25 protein-coding genes, 2 tRNA genes and 1 pseudogene are annotated in these 26,641 nt (G+C 65.8%); 20 read left to right on the forward strand and 8 right to left on the reverse strand.

Annotated elements, in window-relative coordinates; genetic code table 11:
• The 12 genes from AC5RUH_RS11145 to AC5RUH_RS11200 form a co-directional block, all read left to right on the forward strand.
• The coding region (locus AC5RUH_RS11145) for an Rne/Rng family ribonuclease (RefSeq protein ID WP_494128608.1) at positions 1–3,302 on the forward strand (3,302 nt) is incomplete at its 5' end.
• A gap of 498 nt (positions 3,303–3,800) precedes the next feature.
• Positions 3,801–4,109: a 50S ribosomal protein L21 gene (gene rplU, locus AC5RUH_RS11150; protein WP_493977453.1), complete on the forward strand. Its 309-nt coding sequence runs from the start codon at positions 3,801–3,803 to the stop codon at positions 4,107–4,109.
• A 55-nt stretch (positions 4,110–4,164) separates the two neighbouring features.
• Entirely contained in the window at positions 4,165–4,425 is a 261-nt protein-coding gene (gene rpmA / locus AC5RUH_RS11155) for a 50S ribosomal protein L27 (RefSeq protein ID WP_136785451.1), read from the forward strand.
• Between the two features lie 125 nt (positions 4,426–4,550).
• On the forward strand, positions 4,551–6,101 hold the full coding sequence (gene obgE / locus AC5RUH_RS11160) for a GTPase ObgE (RefSeq protein ID WP_494022988.1): 1,551 nt from the start codon (positions 4,551–4,553) through the stop codon (positions 6,099–6,101).
• Positions 6,091–7,224, forward strand: coding sequence for a glutamate 5-kinase (gene proB, locus AC5RUH_RS11165; RefSeq protein WP_494014138.1), 1,134 nt, complete (start codon positions 6,091–6,093; stop codon positions 7,222–7,224). The genes obgE and proB overlap by 11 nt, the downstream gene beginning before the upstream one ends.
• Before the next feature lie 82 nt (positions 7,225–7,306).
• A complete protein-coding gene (locus AC5RUH_RS11170; RefSeq protein ID WP_494014092.1) occupies positions 7,307–8,623 on the forward strand; it encodes a glutamate-5-semialdehyde dehydrogenase in 1,317 nt (438 codons plus the stop codon).
• Positions 8,624–8,746: 123 nt separating this feature from the next.
• Positions 8,747–8,980, forward strand: a complete 234-nt coding sequence (locus AC5RUH_RS11175) for a hypothetical protein (protein WP_493999865.1) — start codon at positions 8,747–8,749, stop codon at positions 8,978–8,980.
• Between the two features lie 45 nt (positions 8,981–9,025).
• Positions 9,026–9,670 carry a nicotinate-nucleotide adenylyltransferase gene (gene nadD / locus AC5RUH_RS11180; RefSeq protein WP_494001261.1) on the forward strand — a complete coding sequence of 215 codons (645 nt, stop codon included), beginning with the start codon at positions 9,026–9,028 and terminating at the stop codon, positions 9,668–9,670.
• Positions 9,671–9,704: 34 nt separating this feature from the next.
• Positions 9,705–11,144, forward strand: a complete 1,440-nt coding sequence (locus AC5RUH_RS11185; protein WP_494109296.1) for a hypothetical protein — start codon at positions 9,705–9,707, stop codon at positions 11,142–11,144.
• Positions 11,145–11,184: 40 nt separating this feature from the next.
• A complete protein-coding gene (gene rsfS / locus AC5RUH_RS11190) occupies positions 11,185–11,571 on the forward strand; it encodes a ribosome silencing factor (protein WP_493999863.1) in 387 nt (128 codons plus the stop codon).
• A gap of 142 nt (positions 11,572–11,713) precedes the next feature.
• Positions 11,714–11,786, forward strand: a tRNA-Ala gene (locus AC5RUH_RS11195).
• Between the two features lie 71 nt (positions 11,787–11,857).
• Positions 11,858–11,930, forward strand: a tRNA-Ala gene (locus AC5RUH_RS11200).
• A gap of 233 nt (positions 11,931–12,163) precedes the next feature.
• On the opposite strand, the gene AC5RUH_RS11205 is transcribed toward AC5RUH_RS11200, so the two are convergent.
• The gene (locus AC5RUH_RS11205) at positions 12,164–13,087 is read right to left on the reverse strand and encodes a LysR family transcriptional regulator (RefSeq protein WP_493999862.1); all 924 of its coding nucleotides are present in this window, start codon (positions 13,085–13,087) and stop codon (positions 12,164–12,166) included.
• Positions 13,088–13,733: 646 nt separating this feature from the next.
• Here AC5RUH_RS11205 and nrdH point away from each other — a divergent pair.
• From nrdH to AC5RUH_RS11230, 5 genes are all read left to right on the forward strand, one after another.
• Positions 13,734–13,976, forward strand: a complete 243-nt coding sequence (gene nrdH, locus AC5RUH_RS11210; RefSeq protein WP_127513743.1) for a glutaredoxin-like protein NrdH — start codon at positions 13,734–13,736, stop codon at positions 13,974–13,976.
• A 46-nt stretch (positions 13,977–14,022) separates the two neighbouring features.
• Positions 14,023–14,490, forward strand: coding sequence for a class Ib ribonucleoside-diphosphate reductase assembly flavoprotein NrdI (gene nrdI, locus AC5RUH_RS11215; protein ID WP_494101540.1), 468 nt, complete (start codon positions 14,023–14,025; stop codon positions 14,488–14,490).
• A 17-nt stretch (positions 14,491–14,507) separates the two neighbouring features.
• The gene (nrdE, locus tag AC5RUH_RS11220) at positions 14,508–16,628 is read left to right on the forward strand and encodes a class 1b ribonucleoside-diphosphate reductase subunit alpha (RefSeq protein WP_494001260.1); all 2,121 of its coding nucleotides are present in this window, start codon (positions 14,508–14,510) and stop codon (positions 16,626–16,628) included.
• A gap of 166 nt (positions 16,629–16,794) precedes the next feature.
• Positions 16,795–17,772, forward strand: coding sequence for a class 1b ribonucleoside-diphosphate reductase subunit beta (gene nrdF / locus AC5RUH_RS11225; protein ID WP_493999860.1), 978 nt, complete (start codon positions 16,795–16,797; stop codon positions 17,770–17,772).
• Between the two features lie 225 nt (positions 17,773–17,997).
• Positions 17,998–18,567 carry a hypothetical protein gene (locus AC5RUH_RS11230; RefSeq protein ID WP_494128609.1) on the forward strand — a complete coding sequence of 190 codons (570 nt, stop codon included), beginning with the start codon at positions 17,998–18,000 and terminating at the stop codon, positions 18,565–18,567.
• 76 nt (positions 18,568–18,643) lie between these two features.
• Here the strand turns inward: AC5RUH_RS11230 and AC5RUH_RS11235 are convergent, their stop codons facing one another.
• Entirely contained in the window at positions 18,644–19,276 is a 633-nt protein-coding gene (locus tag AC5RUH_RS11235) for a hypothetical protein (RefSeq protein ID WP_494014088.1), read from the reverse strand.
• Between the two features lie 456 nt (positions 19,277–19,732).
• On the opposite strand from AC5RUH_RS11235, the gene AC5RUH_RS11240 reads away from it, so the two are divergent.
• Positions 19,733–20,353 carry a hypothetical protein gene (locus tag AC5RUH_RS11240; RefSeq protein WP_494014087.1) on the forward strand — a complete coding sequence of 207 codons (621 nt, stop codon included), beginning with the start codon at positions 19,733–19,735 and terminating at the stop codon, positions 20,351–20,353.
• A 44-nt stretch (positions 20,354–20,397) separates the two neighbouring features.
• On the opposite strand, the gene AC5RUH_RS11245 is transcribed toward AC5RUH_RS11240, so the two are convergent.
• From AC5RUH_RS11245 to AC5RUH_RS11255, 3 genes are all read right to left on the reverse strand, one after another.
• Positions 20,398–20,685: a hypothetical protein gene (locus AC5RUH_RS11245; RefSeq protein ID WP_494014086.1), complete on the reverse strand. Its 288-nt coding sequence runs from the start codon at positions 20,683–20,685 to the stop codon at positions 20,398–20,400.
• Positions 20,686–20,719: 34 nt separating this feature from the next.
• Positions 20,720–21,142: an arsenate reductase ArsC gene (locus tag AC5RUH_RS11250; RefSeq protein WP_494014085.1), complete on the reverse strand. Its 423-nt coding sequence runs from the start codon at positions 21,140–21,142 to the stop codon at positions 20,720–20,722.
• A gap of 160 nt (positions 21,143–21,302) precedes the next feature.
• Positions 21,303–21,977 (reverse strand): arsenate reductase/protein-tyrosine-phosphatase family protein, encoded by a 675-nt coding sequence (locus tag AC5RUH_RS11255; RefSeq protein ID WP_494014084.1) that lies wholly within the window; start codon positions 21,975–21,977, stop codon positions 21,303–21,305.
• 46 nt (positions 21,978–22,023) lie between these two features.
• Here AC5RUH_RS11255 and AC5RUH_RS11260 point away from each other — a divergent pair, with 46 nt between their 5' ends.
• Both AC5RUH_RS11260 and AC5RUH_RS11265 read left to right on the forward strand, forming a co-directional pair.
• Entirely contained in the window at positions 22,024–22,764 is a 741-nt protein-coding gene (locus tag AC5RUH_RS11260) for an aquaporin (protein ID WP_494014083.1), read from the forward strand.
• 38 nt (positions 22,765–22,802) lie between these two features.
• Positions 22,803–22,987: pseudogene (locus AC5RUH_RS11265) on the forward strand (ArsR/SmtB family transcription factor); the annotation flags it as partial.
• 28 nt (positions 22,988–23,015) lie between these two features.
• Here the strand turns inward: AC5RUH_RS11265 and AC5RUH_RS11270 are convergent.
• The 3 genes from AC5RUH_RS11270 to cmtR are packed head-to-tail and all read right to left on the reverse strand — an operon-like array spanning position 23,016 to position 26,319.
• On the reverse strand, positions 23,016–25,376 hold the full coding sequence (locus tag AC5RUH_RS11270; RefSeq protein WP_494128612.1) for a PEP/pyruvate-binding domain-containing protein: 2,361 nt from the start codon (positions 25,374–25,376) through the stop codon (positions 23,016–23,018).
• Positions 25,301–25,969, reverse strand: coding sequence for a cation efflux transmembrane domain-containing protein (locus tag AC5RUH_RS11275; RefSeq protein WP_493999854.1), 669 nt, complete (start codon positions 25,967–25,969; stop codon positions 25,301–25,303). Before AC5RUH_RS11275 ends, AC5RUH_RS11270 begins: the two co-directional genes overlap by 76 nt.
• The gene (gene cmtR, locus AC5RUH_RS11280) at positions 25,966–26,319 is read right to left on the reverse strand and encodes a Cd(II)/Pb(II)-sensing metalloregulatory transcriptional regulator CmtR (RefSeq protein ID WP_493999853.1); all 354 of its coding nucleotides are present in this window, start codon (positions 26,317–26,319) and stop codon (positions 25,966–25,968) included. The genes AC5RUH_RS11275 and cmtR overlap by 4 nt, the downstream gene beginning before the upstream one ends.
• Positions 26,320–26,641: the final 322 nt, after the last annotated feature.

Raw genomic sequence — 26,641 nt, forward strand, 5'->3', positions numbered from 1 at the left:
CGCGCAAGACCGCCGCCGACAAGGCCGCCGAAGCCGCCGCACAGGAAAGCGTTCCGCAGGACGGCGCCGAGGCTCAGCCCGCCGCCGAACCCGCCGAAGCCGAAGGCGTCCTGGCCGCCGGAGAAGCGGCCGAGCCCGCCGAACAGCCGGCCGGCCGACGTCGCACCGCCGCCACCCGCACCCGCCGCAGCAGCAAGGCGCAGGCCACCGCAGCGGCAGCCGCCGAACTCACCGTCGCCGAGGGTGAAGCGCCGGCTACGGCCCCCGCCACCACCGCACCCGCCGCCACGCAGGCCACCTCGGTGGCGGCCGACGGAGACGCCGCCCAAGCCGTCGCCGGACACACCGCCGGGACGGAAACCGAAGCCGGAAGCACGGCAGGGGAGCAGCCCGCAAAGGCGCCCGCCCGCCGTCGTCGTTCCACCGCGGCCGCCGCCCCTGCTGTTGAGGAAGCCCCCGCCGCCACGGAGACGGCCACCGCCGCCGCCACGCGGGAGCAGGCCGCCGCCGAAGCTGAGCAGTCGGCCGCCGGGGGAGACCCTGCCGAAGAAGCCTCCGCCGAGGCGGGACTCGGCGCCGATCCCTTCACCATCCCGTCCTCGCCGGTGTCCCTGCTCTTCCACGCCCCGGACCTGTCCGCCGTCGCTGCCAAGCCCGAACCGGCCGCCGCCGCCGGCGAGTCGGACGAGGACGACGAGGACGGCGGGCGTCGCCGCAGCCGGCGCAACCGCCGCGGCCGCACCCGCAACCGCTCCGAGGCCGAAACCGGCAGCGACGAGGCCGGCAGCACCGAAGACAGCGACGAGGCCGCCGAAGCCGCCGACGAGGGTGCCGCAGGGGAGAAGGACGGCGTGACCTCGCGCCGCCGCCGCCGTCGCCGCCGCGGGGATGCCGATCTTGAACTCACCGGCGGGGCCGACGACGACCCGCCCAACACGGTCACCCGGGTCCGGGCACCGCGGCCGATCACCGAGACCGCCCCCAGCAACAAGGTGGCGTCGGTCAAGGGGTCCACCCGGCTGGAGGCCAAGAAGCAGCGCCGCCGCGAATCGCGCGAGACGGGCCGCCGCCGCCAGGTCATCACCGAGGCCGAGTTCCTGGCCCGCCGCGAATCCGTCGACCGCCAGATGGTGGTCCGCCAGCGCGACGACAGGATCCAGATCGGCGTGCTCGAAGACGGCGTGCTGGCCGAGCACTTCGTGTCCAAGACCCAGCAGGACTCGTTGATCGGCAACGTCTACGTGGGCAAGGTACAGAACGTGCTGCCCAGCATGGAGGCGGCCTTCATCGACATCGGCCGCGGCCGCAACGCCGTGCTCTACGCCGGCGAGGTCAACTGGGACGCCGCACACCTCGACGGGCAGCCGCGCCGGATCGAACTCGCGCTCAAGTCCGGCGACTCGGTCCTGGTGCAGGTCACCAAGGACCCGGTGGGCCACAAGGGCGCCCGCCTGACCAGCCAGATTTCGCTGCCTGGCCGCTTCCTGGTCTACGTGCCCGGCGGCTCCATGACCGGCATTTCCCGGAAACTGCCCGACGTGGAACGCAACCGGCTGAAGAAGATCCTGAAGGAACATGTTCCCGACGGCGCCGGCGTGATCGTCCGCACCGCGGCCGAGGGCGCCAGCGAAGAAGAGCTGATGAACGACATCAACCGGCTGCGGGCGCAGTGGGAGGGCATCGAATCGCGTGCCGGGTCCACCAAGACGCTGGCACCGGAGCTGCTCTACGCCGAGCCGGACCTGACCATCAAGGTGGTCCGCGACGTGTTCAACGAGGACTTCTCCAAGCTGGTCGTCTCCGGCGAAGAAGCCTGGGACACGATCGAGGCCTACGTGACCTATGTGGCCCCCGACCTGGTGGACCGGTTGGAGAAGTGGACGTCGGAGACGGACATTTTCGCCGCCCAGCGGATCGACGAGCAGATCCACAAGGCGCTGGACCGGAAGGTCTTCCTGCCCTCCGGTGGTTCCCTCGTGATCGACCGCACCGAGGCCATGACCGTGGTGGACGTCAACACCGGCAAGTTCACTGGCTCCGGCGGCAACCTGGAAGAAACCGTCACCAAGAACAACCTGGAAGCGGCCGAAGAGGTGGTCCGCCAGCTGCGGCTGCGCGACATCGGCGGCATCATCGTCATCGACTTCATCGACATGGTGCTGGAGTCCAACCGCGACCTGGTGCTGCGCCGGCTGGTGGAATGCCTGGGCCGCGACCGGACCAAGCACCAGGTGGCCGAGGTGACCTCGCTGGGCCTGGTCCAGATGACCCGCAAGCGCATGGGCACCGGGCTGCTGGAAGTCTTCGGCGAGCAGTGCGAGCATTGCGCCGGCCGCGGCGTGATCACTCACGACGAGCCGGTGGAACACCGCCGCCCCGCCGCGGCCACCGAGCACCACCAGGTTCGCATCGAGAAGCGCTCCGAACGGCAGTCGCGCAGCGAGAAGCGCCGCAACCGCGGCCAGGGCGGGCAGGAGACTGCCGCCGAGGCCCCGGCCGCCGTGGGCCAGGACGACGACGCCGAGCGCCGGGCCAAGGCCGAGGCCGCCCGGGCGGCACTGGCCACGATCGTCGCCGCCGCGCACGCCGCCCACGAGGCGGAAGAGCACCCGGAGACGGCCAAGGCCAAGCAGCAGGGCGGCGAAGAACCGGCCGGCGCCGGCAAGCCCGAAGCGGCGGCGGCCAGTGCGCCCGCCGGAGCGTCGGGCCAGCCGTCCGGACGCAAGCGCAGGTCGCGCCGTGCCGACGATCCCGGCGTGGCACCCGCCGTGCCCGCAGCCTCAGCCGGCGACGGACCCGAAGCCGCCGTGCTGGAGATCAACGGAGAGACGGTGGCCATCCCGCGCGCCGTGCACAGCCCGGCGGCTGCCCCGGAAGAGCCGTCGCTGACCTTGGAGAGCCTCACCGAGGCCTTCAACAAGGTAGCGCCGGTGGAGAAACCGGAGCCCAAGGTTGCTCCGGTGGAGAAACCGGAGCCGGCCGCGGCGGAGACATCCGGCGCTGCTGCCGAACCACAGGCCGCGCACGGTGACGCCCGGTCCGCGGCGACCGCCGAACCGCAGGCGCCTGCGCCGGCCGCCGTCCGCAAGCCGCGTCGCCGTCGTGCCGCCAGCAGCCCCCAGGGTGCCGCCGACGCTCCCGTCCAGACGGTGGACGCCGCCATCCCGGCGGAGAACGACGGCGGCCACCGCCACGCCGCCACGGCCCCGGCCGCGTCCGCACTGGCCGAAGCGGCAGCGGACAAGAACGAAGCGGCCGCTCCTGTGGTGCTGGGTGTAGGAGTACCGGCCTCGGAACTGTAGGCAGGGTCGTATGCCCGGGCAGGCCGCGGACCGCATCGGTTCCGCGGCCTGCCTGCGTCTGGCGCGGCTGTGACTGGTTCCGGTTGGGTTCCGGTTGGGCTGCCCGGTGCCCGCCACGGCTGGCCGCCACCGCTGGCCGCCCGGCAGGTGCGGACACCGTCTCCAGCCCACTTCCCGCAGCGGAATCAACGCACGCCGTGTCGCGGCGGCGAAATGCACGTGCCTGGCCGGCTCGGCCGGTAGTATTGTCAGGTGCGCCCGAGCGGATTGCTGTCCGCCCGTGCCAGGAGAAGATGACGCCAGAGCCCGTCCCGGCACCCCCGGAGCCCGCTGGTTTGCGGCTGATAGCCGTAATAGCGTAATCTAGATCTTCGGTGCGTACGCCTTCGAAGGGTTTCCACCCGCAGGCGCGGATGCACAGTGCTTTCCAGGCCGTTATGTCGTGCCTGCGTATTCGAGCAAAAACTGTAATAAACGTCTAGAGAAGTGAGTTCCCAAGTGGTGTACGCGATTGTCCGCGCCGGCGGCCGCCAAGAAAAGGTTTCCGTTGGAGACCTCGTGACCCTTGACCGCGTCCCCGGCGAGGCCGGTAGCACCATCGAGCTGCCTGCTCTGCTCCTGGTCGACGGCGACAAGGTCACCTCTGCTGCCGATGCTTTGGCCAACGTCAAGGTCACCGCCGAGATTGTCGAAAATCTCCGCGGCCCGAAGATCGTTATCCAGAAGTACAAGAACAAGACCGGCTACAAGAAGCGCCAGGGCTACCGTTCTGCACTGACCAAGGTCAAGGTCACCGACATCGCGTAAGCGGTCGGCTGACTTTTAGTAAACGTTCCTTCAGAAACAAAGGTAGGCAAATCAGATGGCACATAAGAAGGGTGCGAGCTCCACTCGCAATGGTCGCGATTCCAACGCACAGCGCCTTGGCGTGAAGCGCTTCGGTGGCCAGGTAGTTTCCGCCGGCGAGATCATCGTCCGCCAGCGCGGCACGCACTTCCACCCCGGCGCCAACGTCGGCCGTGGCGGCGACGACACGCTGTTCGCCCTTGAGGCCGGTGCTGTTGAGTTCGGTACCCGCCGCGGACGCCGCGTCGTGAACATCGTCGCTGCCGCTGCGGAGTAATTCAAGCAGCTAACAGCTTTCCAGTGAGGCGGGCCGTCGGTCCGCCTCACTGGTGTTTTAACCAGACTAGAATCACTGGTGGGCCGTTTCGGTTCGCGCCCACCGGCACAGAGGAGATCGATCACGTGGCAACATTCGTTGACCGGGTAGTCCTGCATGTATCCGGCGGATCCGGTGGCCACGGTTGCGTCTCCGTCAAGCGCGAAAAGTTCAAGCCGCTGGGCGGGCCCGACGGCGGCAACGGCGGCAACGGCGGCGACGTGATCCTTCGCGTGGACCCCCAGACCACCACGCTGCTGGACTACCACCACGCCCCGCACCGGCACGCCACCAACGGCGGCCCGGGGATGGGGGACTGGCGCGGCGGCAAGAACGGCGCCACGCTGGTGCTGCCCGTCCCCGACGGCACCGTGGTCAAGACCAAGAACGGTGACGTTCTCGCCGACCTCGTGGGCGATGGCGCCGAGTTCGTCGCCGCCGCCGGCGGCCAGGGCGGGCTGGGCAACGCCGCGCTGGCATCGGCCAAGCGCAAGGCACCCGGATTCGCCTTGCTGGGCATTCCGGGCGACGAGCGGGACATCGTCCTGGAGCTGAAGTCCATCGCCGATGTGGCGCTGGTCGGCTTCCCGTCCGCGGGCAAATCGAGCCTGATCGCGGCCATGTCCGCCGCCCGCCCCAAGATCGCCGAGTACCCGTTCACCACGCTGGTGCCGAACCTGGGCGTGGTCCAGGCGGGCGATATCCGTTTCACCATTGCCGACGTGCCGGGCCTGATCGAGGGCGCCAGCGAAGGCAAGGGACTGGGCCACAACTTCCTGCGCCACGTGGAGCGCTGCGCCGCACTGGTGCATGTGCTGGACTGCGCGGCGCTGGAAGCCGACCGCAACCCCCTCTCCGACCTCGAGATCATCGAGCGGGAACTGGAACAGTACACCGTGGACATGAGCTACGCCGGCGCCGACGGGGACGTGGTCCCGCTGAACCAGCGGCCCAAGCTGGTGGTGCTGAACAAGGTGGACGTGCCCGACGGCCGCGACATGGCCGAATTCGTGCGCCCCGAACTGGAAAAGCGCGGCTACCAGGTGTTCGAAGTCTCCGCGGCCACCCACGAGGGGCTGCGCCAGCTCGGCTTTGCCATGGCCGGGATCGTCGCCGCCGCCCGCGCCGAAGCGAAGGCCGCCCCGCCGAAGGTGGCCCCCGCCGTCCTGCGCCCGCGCTCGGTGAACGAGCGGGGCTTCATCATCCGGCGCGAGGAAAAGAACCTGGAACCGCTGTTCCGGGTGCTCGGAGAGAAGCCGGAACGCTGGGTCAAGCAAACCGACTTCAACAACGACGAAGCCGTGGGCTACCTCTCCGACCGGTTGGCCAAGCTGGGCGTCGAGGACCAGCTGTTCAAGTCCGGCGCCCGCCCGGGCGACACGGTGGTGATCGGCGAAGACGACGCCGTGGTCTTCGACTGGGAGCCCACCATGGCCGCCGGCGCCGAACTGCTGTCCTCCCCCCGCGGCACGGACCTGCGCCTGATGGAGTACATCCGGCCCACCCGCGAAGAGAAGCGCGAGCAGTACCAGGAGCGGAAGGAAGCCAGGGCCGCCACCCGCGCCGAGCTCGAGGCCGAACGCAAGTCCGGCATCTGGACCGCAGAGGAAGACAGTGACGACGACGATGCGCGCTGAGCCGGCCACGGCGGCCGACCGGACCCTGCTGGCCACGGCCGGACGCCTGGTGGTCAAGGTCGGCTCGTCGTCGTTGACCTCGGTGGCGGGAGGCATCTCCGAAGAGGCCCTGCTGTCCCTGGTGCAGGTGCTGGCCGCCCGCCGGAACGCCGGCAGCGAAGTCATCCTGGTGTCCTCGGGCGCCATCTCCGCCGGACTGGCCCCGCTGGGTCTGGCCCGCCGGCCGCGGGACCTGGCGACCCAGCAGGCCGCGGCCAGCGTGGGACAGGGCCTGCTGATGGCCCGCTACACCCAGGCCTTCGGCGCCCGCGGCATCACCGTCAGCCAGGTGCTCCTGACCGCCGAGGACCTGATGCGGCGCCAGCACTACGCCAACGCCTACCGCGCGCTGCACCGGTTGCTGCACCTCGGCGTCGTCCCCGTGGTAAACGAGAACGACACCGTAGCCACCCACGAAATCCGCTTCGGCGACAACGACCGGCTGGCCGCCCTGGTGGCCCACCTGGTCAAGGCCGACGCGCTGGTGCTGCTCTCGGACGTGGACGCGCTTTACGACGGCCCGCCCAAGGACGGCGCGCGGCGGATCCCGCTGGTGGCCCGGCCCCAGGACCTGGACGGCGTGAACATCGGCCGCACCGGCGCCGCGGGCGTGGGCACCGGCGGCATGGTCACCAAGGTGGAGGCCGCCGGGATCGCCGCCGGCTCGGGCATCCCGGCCTTGGTCACCTCCACGCCGAACGCGGCGCGGGCCCTGGCCGGCGAGGACGTGGGCACGTGGTTCGCGGCCAGCGGCACCCGCCGGCCCCCGCGGCTGCTCTGGCTGGCACATCTGGCCTCCGTGCAGGGCAGGCTAGTGCTGGACGACGGCGCCGTGCAGGCCGTGCGCGAGAAGCACCGGTCGCTGCTGCCGGCCGGCGTCGTCTCGGTCAAGGGCGACTTCGAACCGGGGGATCCGGTGGAGCTGGCCGACGGCGACGGCCGCGTGGTCGCCCGCGGCCTCGTCAACTTCTCCTCCTATGAGCTCCCGCGCATGCTGGGCCGCTCCACCCGGGAGCTGGCCGCGTCGCTCGGCCGGCAGTACGAGCGCGAAGTCATCCACGTGGACGACCTCGTCCTGCTCTGAACCACCGCGCCGGTCCGGGGCGGCAGCGTAACGTGACCTCCGTCGTCGTGCTGTGCCGCACCCACGGGCTAAAATCGAGGGTATGACCCAGACAGCCTCTTCCCAGTCCCCGGCCGACGAGCTCGAAGACGGCCGGAAACCGGACGCCGCGGCCGCCGTCGCGGCGATCGCCGGACGGTCCCGGACCGCGGCGCGCCGCATGGCCCGCGCCAATCGGGCCTGGAAGGACAAGGCGCTGCAGGAGATCGCCGACTCGCTGATCGCCCGGCGCGACCTGGTGCTGCAGGCCAACCGCCAGGACCTGGACGAGGGCAAGTCGAACGGCACCAGCGCCGCACTGCTGGACCGGCTGACCCTGGACACCAAGCGCATCGACGGCCTGGCCGCTGCCCTGCAGAACCTGGCCGCGCTGCCGGACCCGGTGGGGACCGTCATGCGCGGGCAGACGTTGCCGAACGGGCTGCGGCTGCGCCAGGTCCACGTCCCCATGGGCGTGGTCGCCGCCATTTACGAGGCGCGCCCGAACGTCACCGTCGACATTGCCGGCCTGGCCCTCAAGAGCGGCAACGCCGTGATCCTGCGCGGCGGCAGCGCGGCGCGTCACACCAATGTGGCGCTGCTGGGCATCATCCGCGACGCGCTGGACCGGGTGGGCTTGCCCTCCGACGCGGTGCAGAGCGTGGACGACTACGGCCGCGACGGCGCCACCGCGCTGATGCAGGCGCGCGGCCTCGTGGACGTGCTGATTCCGCGCGGCGGCCGCGAGCTGATCCAGTCCGTGGTGAACAACGCGAAGGTGCCGGTGATCGAGACCGGTGAGGGCAACGTCCACATCTACCTGGACGAATCGGCCGGTACGGAGATGGCCGTGGACATCCTGCTCAACGCCAAGACCCAGCGGCCGTCGGTCTGCAACACGGTCGAGACCCTGCTGGTGCACCGCGACGCGGCCGCCTCGGCCGACGTGCTCGCGGCGCTGGCCGGTGCCGGCGTGCGGCTGCATGTGGACCAGCGGGTGGCCGGCATCCTGCCGTCCGGCGTCGAGGCCCAGACCGCGACCGACGAGGACTGGGGCCGCGAGTACATGGACCTGGACCTGGCGGTGGCGATGGTGGACTCCGTTGACGATGCGGTCAAGCACATCCGCACCTGGACGACCGGCCACACCGAGGCCATCATCACCAACGACCTGCGCAACGCCGAGAAGTTCATCGCCGAGATCGACTCCGCGGCAGTGATCGTCAACGCCTCCACCCGGTTCACCGACGGCGGGGAGCTGGGCCTGGGCGCGGAGGTGGGCATCTCCACGCAGAAGATGCACGCCCGCGGGCCGATGGGGCTGCGCGAACTCACCACCACGAAGTGGATCGTCCAGGGCGACGGACAGGTCCGCGACTAGGCATGTGCCGGCCGGCCTGTCCCGGCCGAATCACGGTTCCGCGCCCGGAACGCGTACCATGAGTAGGAAGCCATATCCCGTCCGCCTGCGCGCGGCCGGGCTGAAGAACCGCAAGGGAGAATCATGCTGTCTCAGGTCCTCGACGCCGCACTCGTGGCCAGCGAAGCCGCCCACGTCGAACTACCGGTCCCCGCCTGGGCGATCGGCGCCGGTTTCATGGCCGCCTTCCTGATCATGATGTTCGCCACCATCGCGTTCACCAGCGTCGGACAGCGCCACTCGGCGGTCGAGGAGCACGTTGACCCGCACCGCCAGCATCCGAATAAGCACGATCACGGCCAGGCCGCGCGCCGCTAGCCGTTCGTGTCCGCGCTGCCCGTCAAAGCCCCGCACGCCGGAGACCTGCACCTCACTTACCCGGGGCGCAAGCTCCGGCTGGGCGTCATGGGCGGAACGTTTGACCCGATCCACCACGGGCACCTCGTGGCGGCCAGCGAAGTGGCGTCGGTCTTCGGCCTGGACGAGGTGGTCTTCGTGCCCACCGGCCAGCCCTGGCAGAAGAGCGGACGCGAGGTCAGTCCGGCCGAGCACCGCTACCTGATGACGGTGATCGCGACCGCATCGAATCCGCAGTTCACGGTGAGCCGGGTGGACATTGAACGCCCGGGTCTGACCTATACCATCGACACGCTGCGGGACCTGCGCGCGAGGCGTCCCGACGCGGAACTGTTCTTCATCACCGGCGCGGACGCGCTGGCGCAGATCATGTCCTGGAAGGACATTGACGAGCTGTGGTCGTTGGCGCACTTCGTCGGAGTGACCCGGCCGGGCCACGAGCTGCACGATTTGGGCCGCAAGGATGTGAGCCTTCTGGAGGTTCCGGCGATGGCCATTTCCTCCACGGACTGCCGGGAGCGCGTGGCCGAGAACCAGCCTGTCTGGTACTTGGTGCCGGACGGCGTAGTACAGTACATAGCCAAGTATGGTCTCTACCGGCGCGCGCCGGACGGCGCCGTCGCCCTGAGCCAACTGCAACCAAGCCAATGAAATCAGTCGTTTACTTCTGGGTGATCAGCAAAGCATGAGCAATCAATCCCAGCCGCCGCCCAGCCGCCGGGACATCCGGCGGCAGCGCGACGGCGCCGGTACGGGTCCGGAGAACGCCTCCGGGGACGTCTCCCAGGCACCGGATGCCCAGGCAGCTGCCACGGGCGATGGCGGGGGAGAAGTTGCCCAGGCGCCGTCCGGCGACAGCCGGACGGAGTCCCGCGAACGCCAGGGCGAGCGGTCTTCGCAGACCCGCGCCCGCGAGCGTGAGGCCCGCCGTGCGCTCAAGACCCTGACCGAGGCGCTGCCCAAGATCCCGGCGCCCGAGCAGGAACAGATTCCCACCCGGCGCCAGCTGCGCCAACAGCAATTGGAGCGCGAGAACCGCCTCCCCACATCCGGCGCCCCGACCGGGGACCCCAACGGCCCCGCCGCCCCGGCGGGCAGCCGCGCGCGCACGTCGGGCGCTCCGGCCGGCGCGCGGGGCCGGACATCCGATGCCCCGGACGCCCCGGCAGACGCGCGCGCCCGGACCTCGGACGCCCCGGCGGATGTCCCGTATGAGCCGCAGCGACCGCCGATCGAGGGCGGGCGGCGGGCCCGGCGCAGCGGGGACACCGGCCGGCCTCCGGTCCAGTCTCCGGCCGCCGCGCCGGACAAGCCCCTCTCGGAGGCCGCGCGCGAGGCCGTCGACGCCGGCGAGATGACCGTTGAGCAGGCGCTGGCCGCCCGCGATCTGCTGATGGGCCAGGCCAAGAACATGGTGGCCATGATGGAATCCCGGCAGGAGCAGGACCCGCACGACGTGGACCTGGAACTGCTGGCCCAGCAAAAGGCCCTCGCCGAGCGTGCCGCCGTCCTGAACCGCAGGGCCGCGGACAAGAAGCGGCTCAGCGACGAAAACGAACAGCGCCGGCACACGGCCATGGAGCGGCCGGCGGCTGACATTGCCTCCGCACCGATGGAATTCGTGGCCGTCCCGGGGACCGACCGGCACGTGCTCCGGCCGTCGTCGACATCCTACGTTCCGGTGGTGACGACGCCGGCTCCGGACCAAGCACCGTCTGCTCCGGCGCAGGCCACGCCCGGCCGGCAGCAGGTTCCCGCCCGCCGGAAGCCGGCACCCGAAACGGTCAAGCCGCAACCGCCTGCGGCGACGCAGGCTGTGCCGGCAGGATCAGGGAAACCGGCGGGGCAGGACCGGAAACCGGTTCCGACGCCGGTGGACACGGCCGCGTCGGCACCGCCGCGATCGAAGATCCTGGCCCAGGCCGAAGCGCTGGCCGAAGGGCGCGGTGCCACCATCCATCCGCTCAAGGCCAGCAGCGCCTACGGGCTGGACCCCCTCGACGCCCGGACGGCAGGGCTCGACCGGGTCCGCCGGGTGAGGCTCGCAGTCGGTGGTGCGCTGGTGCTCGGCGCCGCTGCGTTCGCGGCGGGCATCGCCATGATGCTCGGTATTTTTGGCGGCTAACGCCGCCGCTCAATCGCTGGTTCACATTCCAAGGAGACACATGACCGCACCCGAGAGCTCAATCGCCATCGCGCGCACTGCCGCGAAGGCAGCCAGCGACAAAATCGCCGAAGACATCGTCGCGATCGACGTTAGCGAGCGGCTGGCTATCACCGACGTGTTCCTCATCGCCTCGGCACCCACCGAGCGGCAGGTCAACGCCATCGTCGACGGCATCGAAGAGGAGCTGCACAAGCAGGACCTGCGACCGGTCCGCCGCGAAGGCCGGTCCGAGGGGCGCTGGGTGCTGCTCGACTACGCAGGCGTGGTCATCCACGTCCAGCATCAGGAAGACCGCGTCTTCTATGCCCTGGAGCGTCTGTGGAAGGATTGCCCGTTCATCGACTTGCAGCTGGACGCGAAGGCCGCATCGACGGACACGGAGTAGCCGGGGCGGATGGGTACTGCTGGCCGGAACCGATCCTCCGCCGGCCGCCCGGAACCATCCGCTGATTTGGAATCCGTGCGAGTCTCTGCATAGAATATTCAAGTTGCTTCGAAGGAAGCGGCGCGGAATCCGCGAGGATAACGGGGCTGTGGCGCAGCTGGTAGCGCACCTGCATGGCATGCAGGGGGTCAGGGGTTCGAGTCCCCTCAGCTCCACTCCGTGAAGCACCATCGGTGATATTCACGCAGCGGAATATATTGCCGTTTTGGCGAATCATTCCATTCCAGGGGCTGTGGCGCAGCTGGTAGCGCACCTGCATGGCATGCAGGGGGTCAGGGGTTCGAGTCCCCTCAGCTCCACCCAGCAGCGAAGGTCCGGTGCAAACAAACTGTTTGCACCGGACCTTTTCGTATCCGCCAAGCGCCACAACTCCTTCAACCCCCCCCCGGTACTTCAAGGCGAAAGCGCTGTGCCCCTGCCTTTTCGCTGCGGATCTGCGCACAGATTCAGCTGTGGGCGAACGCGCCGTTGCTCAGGTTGGGAAAGAAACAACCTGTGGCGGGGACCGGCGGCGCCTGCCCTGGCGAAGCCCTCAGGTGCGCCTGGTCGTGATGCTCATGTCGCGCAGGATCACCGACAGTTGATCCATGAACAGGCCGAGCTGGGCGTTCTGCCGGTCGTTGATCAGCAGCGCAAAGATATTCCGTGCCAGCCGGATTTCCGGGACGTCCAGCACCACGATGCCGTCGGGCCCGTTGTGCATCGCGAGCTCCGGAACCAGCGCGGCGCCCAGACCCGCGGCGGCCATGGCGAGGCTGGCGTTGAAGTCGTCGCAGTAGGCGACCACCCGCGGGTGGAGGTTGCAGCTCGCGAAGAGGCGCTCGATCACGGTGGCGTCCGCCGTGCCGGGATGGTGCATGATCCAGGGCATCTCCGCCAACTGGGAGGCCGTCACCGAAGCCCCGGGCCGAATCCCCCATGATTCGGGCAGTACCACCCTGAAATTGTCGTCGCCGATCCATTGCCGGCTCACCGTGTTGGGCCAGGCCAGCCCGCCCTGGCCGACCTGGAACACCAGGGCGACGTCGAGTCCGCCGCCGGCCCGCAACCCTTGGATCGTCTGGCCCGGCTCGGCGACGGATACCTTGAGGTTGATCCCCAGGCCCGGCCATCCGGGGGCCTGCAGCAACCGGGGGAGTACGTAGGTGGCCAGGCTGGGAAAGATCCCGAGCCTGACCTCCTGCGTGCTGGTGTCCTGGCTGCGGGCGGTGGCAGCCAGCAGCGCATCGATGTCCGTGAGGACCTTGGCCGCGTGCCGGGACATCACCATCGCCGTTTCGGTCGGCTGCACGCTGCGCGCCGAGCGCTCGAACAGCTTGGCGCCCGTCTCGCGCTCCAGCGCGGACATCTGCTGCGAAACGGCCGAGGCCGTATAGCCCAGGTTGGCCGCGGCCGCGGCAAACGACCCGCGCCGGGTCACTTCGAGCAAGGTGCGCAGGTGCACCGTGTTGACCATCAGCCCTCCTGTGGCTCATTCACCCTTGCGCTAAGCCTACCTTGGGCTTTGCCAGAGCCGCGGGCCGCACTTGGAGGAATGCCGCGGGCCGCCACAGCGTTGTGTTAAGGGTGCCGCATTCACGCGAGGAGGAGTGGTTCGAAGCCCGGACGTGCTGCACTGGCAGTCAGGGGGGTGAAAGCCGCCCGACCACGGAGCATGGAGCCGCCCGAATGGTCCGGCCGTATCGTCCGGCCGATTGTCCGAGGCGGCCGCTAAGGTTCCGAGTACGGGAGCGGCAGCAGAAAAAACGACGGACGCCGGGGACCACAACATCTAGTGGTGCCGGCACTAGAGGCGACACGCCGACGAAACGGCGACACGAGACTTTTCGAAGTTGTGGGCAGCCCATCCACAGGCTGTGGATGGCGCCTTGGAAAGGCCGGAATATCAACTGTTTAACCCCCGAAAATACCCCATGGGCTGTGGACGAAGGTGGGCACGGAATGACATACTTGTAATACATCATCTTGGGGTTCCGAACGGCCGAGTCCACTAGATGTAGTATTGGAACCGCTGGCGGGCAGCGAGCGCGGGTTCTTCTCAGGGACAGCCGCACAGCCAGAAAACAGCAGAACGCCGTACCGAGAATTAGGGGAGAAGGACCATGACTGTAACGGTTTACACCAAGCCAGCATGCGTGCAGTGCAATGCCACGTACCGGGCTCTGGACAAGAAGGGCATCGCCTACCAGAGCGTTGACCTGTCCCAGGATCCGGAAGCGCTGGAGCGTGTCCGTTCCCTTGGTTACATGCAGGCGCCCGTCGTCGTCACCGAGCAGGACCACTGGTCCGGGTTCCGCCCGGACAAGATCGAGGAACTGGCCCAGGCCGCTGCCTCGGTAGCCTGAGCGGATTCGTTCGAAACCAGAACCAAACGCCATGACCGAGCTGCTGATGAGTGAGGCCGCCAGGCGTGAGGCGGGTCCGGCAACCGGCGGGATCGCCGAGACGGACCTGATCTATTTCTCCTCCGCCTCCGGCTACACCGACCGCTTCATGCAGAAGCTGGGGCTGCCGGCGGCACGGATCCCGCTGCGCACCCAGCAGGAGACGCTGCACGCGCTCCGGCCGTTCGTCCTGGTACTGCCGACGTACGGCGGCGAATCCGGCCGGAATTCGATTCCGCCACAGGTCATCAAATTCCTCAACCGCGAGGAGAACCGGCGCCTGCTCCGTGGAGTGATCGGCTCCGGCAACACGAACTTCGGCACAACGTACTGCCTGGCGGCGGAGAAGATCGCCGCAAAGTGCCAGGTGCCGCTTCTCTATCGATTCGAACTCATGGGCACGTCCGAGGACGTCGACCGGGTCAAGCAAGGATTGGAACACTTTTGGAAACGACAGTTGCACCCGCAGCCGTAGCCGATGCCAAGGCAGAATTGCCGGCGGCATTTAAGGGACTGGGCTACCACGAACTCAATGCCATGCTCAACCTTTACGGCCCGGACGGGAAGATCCAGTTCGAGGCCGACCGCGAAGCTGCCCGCCAGTATTTCCTGCAGCACGTTAACAACAACACCGTGTTCTTCCATGACCTGGAAGAAAAACTCGACTACCTGATCAAGAACGACTACTACGAGCGCGAGACGCTCGACCAGTACACGATGAACTTTGTCCGGTCGCTCTACGACCGGGCCTACAAGAAAAAGTTCCGCTTCGAGACGTTCCTGGGCGCGTTCAAGTTCTACACGTCCTACACGCTCAAGACCTTCGACGGCAAGCGTTTCCTGGAGCGCTACGAAGACCGTGTCTGCATGGTGGCCCTCCACCTGGCCAGGGGCGACGAGGAACTGGCGAACCGGCTGGTGGACGAGATCATCGACGGCCGCTTCCAGCCGGCCACGCCCACGTTCCTGAACGCGGGCAAGAAGCAGCGCGGCGAGCTGGTCTCCTGCTTCCTGCTGCGCATCGAAGACAACATGGAGTCGATCGCCCGCGGCATCAACTCCGCCCTGCAGCTGTCCAAGCGCGGCGGCGGCGTCGCACTGTCGCTGACCAACATCCGCGAGCACGGCGCGCCGATCAAGCAGATCGAGAACCAGTCCTCCGGCGTCATCCCGGTCATGAAGCTGCTCGAAGACAGCTTCTCCTACGCCAACCAGCTCGGTGCCCGCCAGGGTGCGGGCGCGGTGTACCTGCATGCCCACCACCCGGACATCTACCGCTTCCTGGACACGAAGCGCGAGAACGCCGACGAAAAGATCCGGATCAAGACGCTCTCGCTGGGCGTTGTCGTCCCGGACATCACGTTCGAGCTGGCGAAGAAGAACGAGGACATGTACCTGTTCTCCCCGTACGACGTCGAACGCGTCTACGGGGTGCCGTTCTCGGACATCTCCGTCTCGGAAAAGTACTACGAGATGGTCGACGACAGCCGGATCAAGAAGACCAAGATCAGCGCCCGCGAGTTCTTCCAGACGCTGGCCGAGATCCAGTTCGAATCGGGCTACCCGTACATCATGTTCGAGGACACGGTGAACCGCGCCAACCCGATCCACGGCAAGATCATCATGTCCAACCTCTGCTCGGAGATCCTGCAGGTTTCCTCGCCGTCGCTGTACAACGAGGACCTCACCTACGCCGAAATCGGCAAGGACATTTCCTGCAACCTCGGCTCGATGAACATCGCCAAGACCATGGACTCGCCCGACTTCGGCACCTCCATCGAGACCGCCATCCGCGCGCTCACCGCGGTGTCGGACATGTCCTACATCAACTCGGTGCCCTCGATCGCCGAAGGCAACCTGCAGTCGCACGCCATCGGCCTGGGCCAGATGAACCTGCACGGCTACCTGGCCCGCGAGCGGGTCCATTACGGTTCCGAGGAAGGCCTGGACTTCACCAACATCTACTTCTACACGGTGCTGTTCCACGCGCTGCGTGCCTCGAACAAGCTCGCGATCGAACACCGCCAGACCTTCGGCGGCTTCGAGAAGTCCAAGTACGCCTCGGGCGAGTTCTTCGACAAGTACACCGAGCAGGAATGGGTACCGCAGACCGACCGGGTCAAGGAGCTCTTCGCCCATGTGGAGATCCCCACCCAGGCCGACTGGCGGGAGCTGAAGGCCTCCGTCATGGAGCACGGGATCTACAACCAGAACCTGCAGGCCGTTCCGCCCACCGGTTCGATCTCCTACATCAACAACTCCACGTCCTCGATCCACCCGGTGGCCTCCAAGATCGAGATCCGCAAGGAAGGCAAGCTGGGCCGCGTGTACTACCCGGCCCCGTATCTGACCAACGACAACCTGGAGTACTACCAGGACGCCTACGAAATCGGCTACGAGAAGATCATCGACACCTACGCCGCGGCCACCCAGCACGTGGACCAGGGCCTGTCGTTGACGCTGTTCTTCAAGGACACCGCCACCACCCGCGACATCAACAAGGCGCAGATCTACGCCTGGCGCAAGGGCATCAAGACCATCTACTACATCCGGCTCCGCCAGCTCGCGCTGGAGGGGACCGAGGTAGAGGGCTGCGTCAGCTGCATGCTGTAGCAGACCCGGACAACTGAAAAGTACGACGGCGGGTGCCCGCCCGCCGTCGTACGGGCGCCGACGGGAAGCCAGACATCCGGCCACCACCCGCTGGCCCAGCCGGCCGCACCGCGGCCGGCATTCGGGCACTATGGAACAAGACAGACTTTGGGAAGAAGGGGACGCGATGTCAGCCGAGAAGGTCAAGCTTCTGCACCACGTGGAAGCGATCAACTGGAACCGGATCGAGGACGAGAAGGACGTTGAGGTCTGGAACCGGCTCTGCAACAACTTCTGGCTGCCCGAAAAGGTCCCGCTGTCCAATGATGTGCAGTCCTGGGGCACGTTGACCGAAGACGAAAAGCTGCTCACCATGCGCGTCTTCACTGGCCTGACCCTGCTGGACACGCTCCAGGGGACCGTCGGCGCGGTCAGCCTGATCCCGGATGCGCTGACTCCGCATGAGGAAGCCGTCTACACGAACATCGCGTTCATGGAATCGGTGCATGCCAAGAGCTATTCGTCGATCTTCTCCACCTTGTGCTCCACCAAGGAGATCGACGAGGCGTTCCGGTGGTCCACCGAGAACGAGAACCTGCAGAAGAAGGCCCGGATCATCGAGGGCTACTACTACGGCGATGACCCGCTCAAGCGCAAGGTCGCCTCCACGCTGCTGGAGTCCTTCCTGTTCTACTCAGGCTTCTACCTGCCGATGTACTGGTCCTCACGGGCCAAGCTGACCAACACCGCGGACCTGATCCGGCTGATCATCCGCGACGAGGCGGTGCACGGTTACTACATCGGCTACAAGTTCCAGAAGGGCGTCGAGGGGGAGTCCGAGGCGCGCAAGCAGGAGCTGAAGGACTACACCTTCGAGCTGCTCTACGAGCTGTACGAGAACGAGGTGCAGTACACCCACGACCTCTACGACGCCGTGGGCCTGTCCGAGGACGTCAAGAAGTTCCTGAACTACAACGCCAACAAGGCGCTGATGAATCTGGGCTACGAGGCCATGTTCCCGTCCACCGTGACCGACGTGAACCCGGCCATCCTCTCCGCCCTGAGCCCCAACGCGGACGAGAACCACGACTTCTTCTCCGGCTCCGGCTCCTCCTACGTGATCGGCAAGGCCGTCAACACCGAAGACGAAGACTGGGACTTCTAGGTCCTCCTCCCTCCCTCTTTCTTCCATTGGGGGATCGCGGCCGTCCCAGCAAGATGGTCGCCTCCGGGTAATATGAACGGCCTATCTGAGCAACGCTCAGGTAGGCCGTTCCTTTAGCTGCCTTCGGGAACGGCCGGAAGTGACTGGGACAGGCGCGCTTGTAACCGGAACAACCATCGATTCCAACTGTGAGGGGCGGAGAATATCTTGGATCTCTTGGGCGGGATGAGCCGCGACGAACTCCGCGTCTTTTCCTGGTGTGCGGCCGCCGTCTTTGCGCTAGTGGCCGGCGCGTGGCGTCCCCGCAGGCTTCATTGGACTGTTCTTGGTTCCGTCCTCCTCTTCGCGGCCCTTAATGCGGGTGCCGGGATCTACGTCCTGAACCATTTCCGTGATTCACGCTGGTCCACAGGGGGAGAACCGCCGCTGAGCGCTCCGTCGTTTTCCGGGACGCCTGTCGTGGGGGAGTTTCTGGGCCCGCTGGACACCGCTCTTGATGGAGTCGTCGGTGGCGTGAACGAGTTCCTGGCCTTCAGGCATGCGCTTCCCGTAGCGCTGGAGTTCCTTGCCGCGTCCGGCTGGGCCCTGATGGTGGCGTTCCCGCTGGGCATCCTCGCGGCCGGCATCAGTTACTCCGTGGCCAGGCGCCGGACGGCGCAGTTCGACCAGTATCGCGTCACCGTTGACCTGCTCAAAGATGAGCTCGAGCAGATCAAGCGGCAGATCTCGGCAGGGGCATCGGTCGACACGGCACGCCCTGCCGGGGACGGGGTCACTGTCGTGCGGCCTGACTAACCCGCTCCGTTGGGCTTAAGTCCGCCCGTGACCCATCATGCAACTCCGGACACGCGGCGTCCCATCTCGGTTTTGGTCAGCCTTCGACTCGTATGTCGGTTTGCAGGTCACGGAGCGAGAGCCGGTCGGTCGCAGTGCGGAAGTCGGTAATCACACTATGCTGCGGATTGAACATTGCTTCCGCCGTGTACTCTGCATCGTCGATGTAAACCATCGAGAGACGAATGCCACCTTCTTGCCGTTCCACGCCCGTGATGCGCTGGTTGTCTTGGTGCCCGCCCCAGATGCGCATGCTGAGGGGATAAAAGAGCTGGATTTCATCAGGAAGCCAGTCCGGTCGTTGGAATCCGATCGTTTCGACTCTGTTGCCGGTCCTGATGACGCGGCCGTCGGAGGGATTGAACGTGATGCTGCCGCCATCGCCTTCGACGCTCCAGCTGTGCTCGCCATCGCTGATGCGGACTTTCGTGCTAACAATGTTTCCTTCGTGGTCGGTCCTGTCCACAACGCCCGACATGGGGTACCGCAGGACCGAATTGCGCACCGCTGACAACAATTCCAGCAATGCTTCGAACTCCTCGCGCCCGCTCACAACCACCTGCTCTCGACCGCAGACGCGGCACGTAAGTATTGAACCGGATAATCCCAACTTAGGCGCTGCGACCCCTTCATGCCAGACGTTGCCCTTGCTAGTTGAAAGCTGGTTCACTCTGGCTCTTTTGGTTCACTTGATCATTTTGATAAAGACGAGGGCAGAGGTGAGTCGCGTTCGATCTGTCAACGATTGGCGCCTTGGCAACCGGTGGAAGAGTTAGGTGCGGGAAAACCTTAACATGAGCATCGACATTGCTTCCGCCCCTAATGTACACCTTTGGGTGTGACGTTCTCGCCTGCCTCCTGATTTCCCATTCGCACGTGGGAGAAAAGGATGCATTTGATCTTGAGCGGTTCTAATTCACCCTCTATTCAAGAGGGTGGTGAAACTGCCCCGGAACCCATTGACACTCGGAAAACCGCAGACGTACGTTGGGCGCACTGTGCGCCTGGCTGGGGGAAGGAACGCAGGGACCGTGGTTCTCTCAACGGACCTGTCGCCATTACGGCATCCAACGGATATCCGTGCAGGACGAGCGAGCAGCCCTCCTGCCACGCCAGGAGTCTCATCATGATCATCAAGAAAACACTGCGCCTGCCCATTTTCATTGCCCTCGCGCTCGTTGCGGGGACCGCGCCGGCCGTTGCAACGCCCCAGGAGGAAGCCCCCACGCCTTGGCCGCCCGAGGACACCGGGGGGCAGTACTTGCCAGTCCCCGACGACTACTACGCTCCTATAGAGTTCGAGGCGTGCGGCACCACCGTCACCATGGAAGCCGGAGACGTCCGGGATGTTCACTACAAGTCCCGGGTGAAGCAGAACGGGTCCACGGTGCTGAAGTTCAAAGGAGATGCCACCGTGGACCTAACCCGTGCCTCGGATGGCGCCTTCATCGACGAACTCGACATTTCCGGATTGGCTTATCAATACATCTCAGCCGATGAGCTGACCGTTGTTGATCTCCTGGGAGGGCGCTCGATTGTGGCAGCAGCGAGCCCTGAAGAAGCCGAATCGATGGCCGAGGAAGGTTTGCCGGAGTTTGCCTACTACACACGGGGGTGGTTAGGTTTCTACAGCCAATTCTCTGAGGACCCCGAGATGATGGAGCCGATCGCTTCGGATATTGTGCTGAACACCACCCGGCATGTGCACGATGTGTGCGAAATGCTCGACGAGGCGGCCTGGGAGTGACGCCACCACCCGCCTCCTAAGGCTACAAAGGAGATGAGACGAGCTCAGGTTGCGCAGGACGCTGCCTTGGCGCCGACGGAGGCAAGGGCACCCAGCCCGACCGCCATTCCCTTGCAGGGACTGCAAGCCAAAACCGGCCTCTTCGAACTGACGGGTTTGGGCTTCTCAGCTCTCTTGTCGACGCCACGCCCAGCCAGAGAATCGGCCGAAAACGCGTTGATCGCGCTGCCGGGTTTGGTCCCGGCCGAGTGCACGGCCGAGATCGCGGCGGTGTAGCCGGCGGGGCCGGAGCCGATGATGATCAGCTGTTCGATGCGGATGTCGGTGCTCACGAAAGTCTCCCCTGATGCTCTAAGTCGGGTTGGTCTAATTGGTGGCCGGGATCAGGGATTCGATCAATCCCTCGATGCGGGTCTTGATCTCGTCGCGGATGGGGCGGACAGCGTCCACACCCTGCCCGGCCGGGTCCTCCAAGACCCAGTCCTCGTAGCGCTTGCAGGGGAAATAGGGGCACTCGTCGCCGCAGCCCATGGTGATCACGACGTCCGACTCCTTCACTGCCTCGGTGGTGAGGACCTTCGGGATCTCGGCGGACATGTCGATGCCGAGTTCAGCCATGGCCTCCACTGCGGCCGGGTTGACCTTGTCAGCGGGCTGGGAGCCGGCGGAGCGGACTTCGATAGCGCCCTCGGACAAGCTGGTCAGGAACGCCGCCGCCATCTGCGAACGCCCTGCGTTGTGGACGCAGACGAAGAGGACGGATGGCTTTTTGGTGGTATTGGTGCTCACGGGTTTCTCCTGTGGTTCGAATGGAATCAATATGGGGCCGGATACTCCGTACATCGACAACCATCAATGCTGCCTCGGTGCAGCGATGGAGCGGGGCGGACACCCAACCAAACCGACCACTCTGTCAATAAATGTGCTGGCGCTCGTCCTGCCCATGAGGTCAGGCGGCGCGCAAGCGTGGCGCGAGATCGCTGATGCGGGTGGAGATGTCGAGGAAGGCGTGTTCGAAAGCGTCCCTGGTGTTCACTCGGAGCGGGTCCGGAACAGACCAGTGAATTCCCTCCAGGTTCGGGAGTTCCTCGTGCGCGTTGTCGCACACAGTGACGATGAAATCGGCACTCGTTGCAACCTCAGCCAGCTGACGCGGCGTCGCGTTCCCGAGGGCGACGCCGTGGCGATGCGCGACGTCGACGGCCCCTTGGGCGACGCGGTCTGCCGGGCGCGTGCCCGCCGACGTCGCAGGGATTTCACTGACGCGCCGCCACAGGGCGGTCGCGAGCTGAGACCGTGCACTGTTGCGCGTGCAGACGAAGAGGACGCGGCGCACGCCGTGTTCACGCCGGGGCGACAGCCACTCCAGCGCCCCGGAGGTGAGTCTGATGTAGCTGCGCCGCTTATCCGCCTCCGAGCGGCGGCGGGTCGCGAGGCCGGCAGCTTCCAAGGTGCGCAGGTGGTGGGACAGCAGGTTGGAGGGGATGCCGAGCTCCGCCTGAAGCTCCGTCGGTGAGTAGTCTCCGAGCGTCAGCAGATCGACAATCCGCAGGCGGGCAGGGTCTGCGAGGGCGGCATGTTTTGCAACTCGCGCCTGAAAGTCCCCGTTTAGCTCAATAGTCATTGATTCAATTTTGACTGAGTTAATTTATTCGGTCAAGCTGGATCTCATGACTTCACAGCAGCCGCCCTTGTGGCGCCGCGCAATCGCCGAGCTGCTCGGGACGGCCCTGCTTGTTTGCATCGTCGTCGGCTCGGGCATTGCCGCGCAGCAACTGTCCCCGAACGATGTGGGACTGCAGCTGCTGCAGAACAGTACCGCCACGGTGCTGGGTCTCACGGTGCTGATCCTCATGTTCGGGCCGGTCAGCGGCGCTCACTTCAATCCCATGGTTTCGCTCGCGGACTGGCTTCTGGGCCGGCGCAGCCGCACCGGCTTGACCCTTGCGGAATTGAGTACGTATCTGGTGGCGCAGATGGTCGGCGGGATCGGCGGCAGCGTACTCGCCAACGCCATGTTTGAGGTGGGTACGACCGTCTCGACCAAGGATCGAGCCACTGAGGGAACGTTGCTGGGCGAGGTGGTTGCGACGGCCGGGCTCATTCTGCTGATCTTCTCCCTGGCTGCCACTCGAAGGGGTATCCTTGCGGCTCCCGCTGTGGGTGCGTACATTGGCGCGGCGTACTGGTTCACGTCCTCGACGTCTTTCGCCAACCCTGCGGTAACGGTCGGCCGAATCTTCAGCGACACGTTTGCCGGCATCGCTCCGAGCTCCGTCCCCGGATTCGTGCTGGCGCAGATCATCGGTGCGGCATTGGGTATCGGCCTCCTTGTGCTCCTCTTCCCTGCGGCGTCGCGCATGGCCGACGACGTTGTTGTCCCGCACCCTTCCCAGAAGGACGGATCCTGACCCTCAGAGCATGAGTTGCGCGCCCGCCGGAATCGGCCTCCGGCGAATCGTGCGTTTTGATCTCACCGAACCCTTGGACCTCGGCCAGCCCACCGTCTCCCACCACCTGAAAATCCTGGTGGATGCCGGCCTGCTAAACCGCGAAAAGCGGGGCACCTGGGCCTACTACTCGCTGGCACCCGGAGCCCTGGACAAAGCCGCGGGCTTCCTGACCGACCTCTGAGCGCCACAGTAGCGTGCCCACGGCTGGGTCAGGGGTCCGTCTGAATCGGCAGGACGATGCCGGCACCGCCGTCGACGGTGACGCGTTGTCCTGTCCGAAGCAGGAGGGTCGCGTCTCCCGTTCCGACGACAGCCGGTATGCCGAATTCCCGGGCGACCAGAGAGGCGTGAGCAGCCAGGGTGCCGCCGTCCGTGACGACCGCTGCCGCACGGGCGAAGAGGGGTGTCCACGCGGGCGCCGTCGACTTAGCGACCAGTACCTCGCCGTCGAGGAAGGTGTCGAAGTCCTCCGGCCCATGCATGACACGGACGATAGCTGTGATCCGGCCAATGCTCGCCGGTTGGCCTACGATGGCCCCTTCCGGCAGGTGAGGAGAACTTCTTGCTGCTTCCACTGCGCGGGCGATCGGATCGCCGATGAACTTGCCGGGATTGCCCAAGGTCAGCGGTGCAACGAGTTTCCGCTGCCGTTGCCAAGCGCCGCGTCGGCTGGCCACGGGCGGCCGCGCACCCGCAGACGGTCGGGTGACCTCATCCAACCTCAGGAAATGCAGGTACGATGCGTCTTCGATGATGCCGCTGGCGGCCGACAGTTCGCCGAGGCGGCGGGCGCAGCGGCGCAGCACCGGCCATCCCAGGCTTAGGTCGCGAGACTGTTCTTCCCGCAGAACCGCGTAGTGTTGGGCCACTTCAACGAGGGCATTGAATCGTGCGAGTACTTTTGGTTGATCCTGGAGTGCCTTGCGTGCTGTTGCTTCGGTCTGGGCACGCTGAACGCGAAGAGCTTTGGTCTTCCCGGTAGCCGGCAGTTGTTCAACGCTCCGGTGCTGGGGCATTGCTTCTCCGGCGGTGGGGTGGTACCAGTCCAGGGAGTAGACCGCGTGGGAAACCTGTGCTGATGCGGTCCCCGCCAGACCGCGAAGGAGCGCCTGATGTCCGGTTTCTCCTGCCGCCGTCCCGTGGAGAGGCGCGGCCAGATGCTTCTGCCAGAACCGGGCGAGTGCGGTTTCCATCTTCCAAGCAGATCCGCCGACGACGGCAAGCGACCAAAGATAGATTCCGGCCCGGTGACACACGGCATCCACGAGTTCGACAATCCCGGCTTGGGATGCTGAATCGACCTCCTGTTCAGCCTTCCGCACGAGCTCGCGGTAATCGGGCAGCAGCTGGTTGCGCCATCGCAGTTCCAGGCCATGGAGAACTGCGTGATGCGCTGCGGCAGGATTGGTGGAGACGCGGATGAGAGTGTTGAACAGGAACCAGGGTGCCCGGCCGTGGCTGTCGAAAATTGCTTGTGCTAGAAGCCTTAGCGACGGCACCGGCGGGGAGTTGTAGTACCACCCGTTGACGGAGGCATATCGGAAAGGCACCCGCACGCGGGCGTCGGCCTGCATGCCGTCAAGGTATCCGGACTCAATCCGGGGCAGGAGCCAGTCCTGGAACAGCGGCGTCATCGGTTCCGGCAGCCATTCACCGAGGCGGAAGTTTCGTGACCACAGGCCTTTGCCTGGCGCCACCCAATCGACAACCTCCGGCATGGCCGTCATCGGGCGGGCCTGCAGAAGGAACAGCACGCCCGCCGGGTCGATGGCCCATTCAATGTCCTGCGGGACTCCGGCACGGGCCGCGACATTGCGGGCCAGCTCCGCTACTTCCCGTGCCTGAACTCGAGTGAGGGTGCCGGCGTTCCGCGTACAGACGGCGTCCTGAGCCCGGACAGTCCATTGTTCCCCGACGGCGTCGCCGGCCACGAGGGATTCCCCGAGTCCTTGGACGGCAGTGATGATGGTTTCGTCTCTCTCCCCGGTGAGGGGATTGGAGGTGAATGCGACGCCGGCGGCCAGCGGCTGGACCATCTGTTGAACGAGCACCGCCATGGAAGCGGCCGCCGGTTGTGGCTGACCTGACGCTCCGCGTGCTGACTCATATGCCGCCACCCGATAGTGCGCAGCGGACGCCAGGCAGCGCCTGATTGCACCCTCGAGATCATCCCGCGCGACGTTAAGGTACGTCTCGTAAAGGCCCGCATACGAGGCGCCGGGCAGGTCCTCGGCAGGCGCGGAGGACCTGACCGCAAAGGGCCCCGGACCAATCAGGTCGGCGGCGTCCTGCAAGGCGTTGGCGATGTCGTTCCGGTCGGAGGCCTCTGAGGTAACCACGAAGCCCGGCGGAACATTGAATCCCTCCGCCGAGAGGGCATCGAGCACGGCCGCTTTGGTGCCCAGCACTGCCGGCCCCGCGCTGACTGCACCAAGCCGCGGAAACGTTTCGTTGATCCCCATCATCGGCCTTCTCCATGAGCCCCTCATCCTGGTTATTCTCGGTCTGCTTCTTCGTCGTCGCGGAGTTCTTCGAAGACCTCGAATGGCGACTCGACATCTCCCCTCCATGCCTCGATGCCTTCGCGGACGGCAAGGGCTGCAACCACGAGAGCCGCGATCGAATCTGCCCAGGTCCACCCGAACAAGGTGTTCAGAAGTAGACCAATCAGCACAGTCCCGGACAAGTAGATGCAGAGCAATAGTTGTTTGGCATCTGCCTGAACGCTCTTCGAGTTCAACTCACGCCCGGTCCGGAACTCGAACCACGCGAGCACGGGCATCACGATGAGACTCAGTGAAGCGATACCGATGCCGAGGGGGCTGTGCTCGACCTTTTCAATGCCCGAGAGAGCCAGTACTGCGTCTATGGTGACGTAGGCCGCTAAGGCGAAAAAGGCAATCCCGATTGCGCGGACAGTCACTTTCTCCCAACGTTCGGGATCTTTGCGTGTGAACTGCCAGGCGACCGCTGCCGCGGAGAGAACCTCGATGATGGAATCGAGGCCGAAGCCGATGAGCGCGGCAGACGAAGCCATGGAGCCGGCCCAGATCGCGACAATGGCTTCGATCAGGTTGTACGTGATGGTGGAAGCGACAATGAGTCGCACACGGCGGTGCAGTACTAAACGCCGCTCGGCAGAGAGCGCAGTTGGTGCTGTCATCGGGACCCCTCGCAGCACCCGGGCAGCGGGCATGCAGGGTCGGCGCAGGGTTTGTTTTCGTCCACCATCAGTGTCACTTCAACGAGGGCCCGTAGAGCGTTCGCCAGGTGGGGGTCGGCGATCTCGTACCGGGTTTGCCGACCTTCAGGTTCGGCAATGACGATGCCGCAATCACGAAGGCACGTCAGGTGATTGGAAACATTCGAACGCGTCAAGTTCAGGCTGCGCGCGAGGACGGCAGGGTAGCTTGGCCCCTTGAGCAGGGTCATGAGGATGGATGCTCGGCTTGAATCGGCCATGGCCCGCCCTAGGCGATTCATGACATCCAGCCTCGAAGTTATAGTCAGCATGGACTGACTATACAGTTGTTGCTGAACTATCGCACAACCAAAAGGGGTGCCTCTGCTCGGATGGGCAATAACTCGAAGAATCTGGTGCGGGAAATAACCTTAATTCGGGCATCGACATCGCTTCCGCCCCTAATGCTCACCTTTGGATGTGACGTTATCGCCTGCCTCCTGATATCCCATTCGCAACTGGGAGAAACGGTGCATTTCTTTTTGCACGGTTTTATACACCCTTAATGAGAGAGGGTAGTGGGACTGCGTCAGAACTCGTTGACAGTCGCAGAACCGCAGGCGTAGGTTGACCGCACTGTGCGCCTGGCTGGGG

Source organism: Arthrobacter sp. Y3223166, from assembly GCF_059090935.1.

What these genes read in the sequence shown, in the direction of transcription:
- nrdH (WP_127513743.1), top strand. Translation starts at nt 13,734, where the DNA reads ATGACTGTAACGGTTTACACCAAGCCAGCATGCGTGCAGTGCAATGCC.
- AC5RUH_RS11230 (WP_494128609.1), top strand. Translation starts at nt 17,998, where the DNA reads ATGAGCCGCGACGAACTCCGCGTCTTTTCCTGGTGTGCGGCCGCCGTC.
- AC5RUH_RS11175 (WP_493999865.1), top strand. Translation starts at nt 8,747, where the DNA reads ATGCTGTCTCAGGTCCTCGACGCCGCACTCGTGGCCAGCGAAGCCGCC.
- nrdF (WP_493999860.1), top strand. Translation starts at nt 16,795, where the DNA reads ATGTCAGCCGAGAAGGTCAAGCTTCTGCACCACGTGGAAGCGATCAAC.
- AC5RUH_RS11240 (WP_494014087.1), top strand. Translation starts at nt 19,733, where the DNA reads ATGATCATCAAGAAAACACTGCGCCTGCCCATTTTCATTGCCCTCGCG.
- AC5RUH_RS11260 (WP_494014083.1), top strand. Translation starts at nt 22,024, where the DNA reads ATGACTTCACAGCAGCCGCCCTTGTGGCGCCGCGCAATCGCCGAGCTG.
- proB (WP_494014138.1), top strand. Translation starts at nt 6,091, where the DNA reads ATGCGCGCTGAGCCGGCCACGGCGGCCGACCGGACCCTGCTGGCCACG.
- AC5RUH_RS11205 (WP_493999862.1), bottom strand. Translation starts at nt 13,087, where the DNA reads ATGGTCAACACGGTGCACCTGCGCACCTTGCTCGAAGTGACCCGGCGC.
- AC5RUH_RS11170 (WP_494014092.1), top strand. Translation starts at nt 7,307, where the DNA reads ATGACCCAGACAGCCTCTTCCCAGTCCCCGGCCGACGAGCTCGAAGAC.
- nrdI (WP_494101540.1), top strand. Translation starts at nt 14,023, where the DNA reads ATGAGTGAGGCCGCCAGGCGTGAGGCGGGTCCGGCAACCGGCGGGATC.
- rsfS (WP_493999863.1), top strand. Translation starts at nt 11,185, where the DNA reads ATGACCGCACCCGAGAGCTCAATCGCCATCGCGCGCACTGCCGCGAAG.
- AC5RUH_RS11185 (WP_494109296.1), top strand. Translation starts at nt 9,705, where the DNA reads ATGAGCAATCAATCCCAGCCGCCGCCCAGCCGCCGGGACATCCGGCGG.
- AC5RUH_RS11255 (WP_494014084.1), bottom strand. Translation starts at nt 21,977, where the DNA reads ATGACTATTGAGCTAAACGGGGACTTTCAGGCGCGAGTTGCAAAACAT.
- cmtR (WP_493999853.1), bottom strand. Translation starts at nt 26,319, where the DNA reads ATGCTGACTATAACTTCGAGGCTGGATGTCATGAATCGCCTAGGGCGG.
- AC5RUH_RS11275 (WP_493999854.1), bottom strand. Translation starts at nt 25,969, where the DNA reads ATGACAGCACCAACTGCGCTCTCTGCCGAGCGGCGTTTAGTACTGCAC.
- rpmA (WP_136785451.1), top strand. Translation starts at nt 4,165, where the DNA reads ATGGCACATAAGAAGGGTGCGAGCTCCACTCGCAATGGTCGCGATTCC.
- AC5RUH_RS11270 (WP_494128612.1), bottom strand. Translation starts at nt 25,376, where the DNA reads ATGGAGGGGAGATGTCGAGTCGCCATTCGAGGTCTTCGAAGAACTCCG.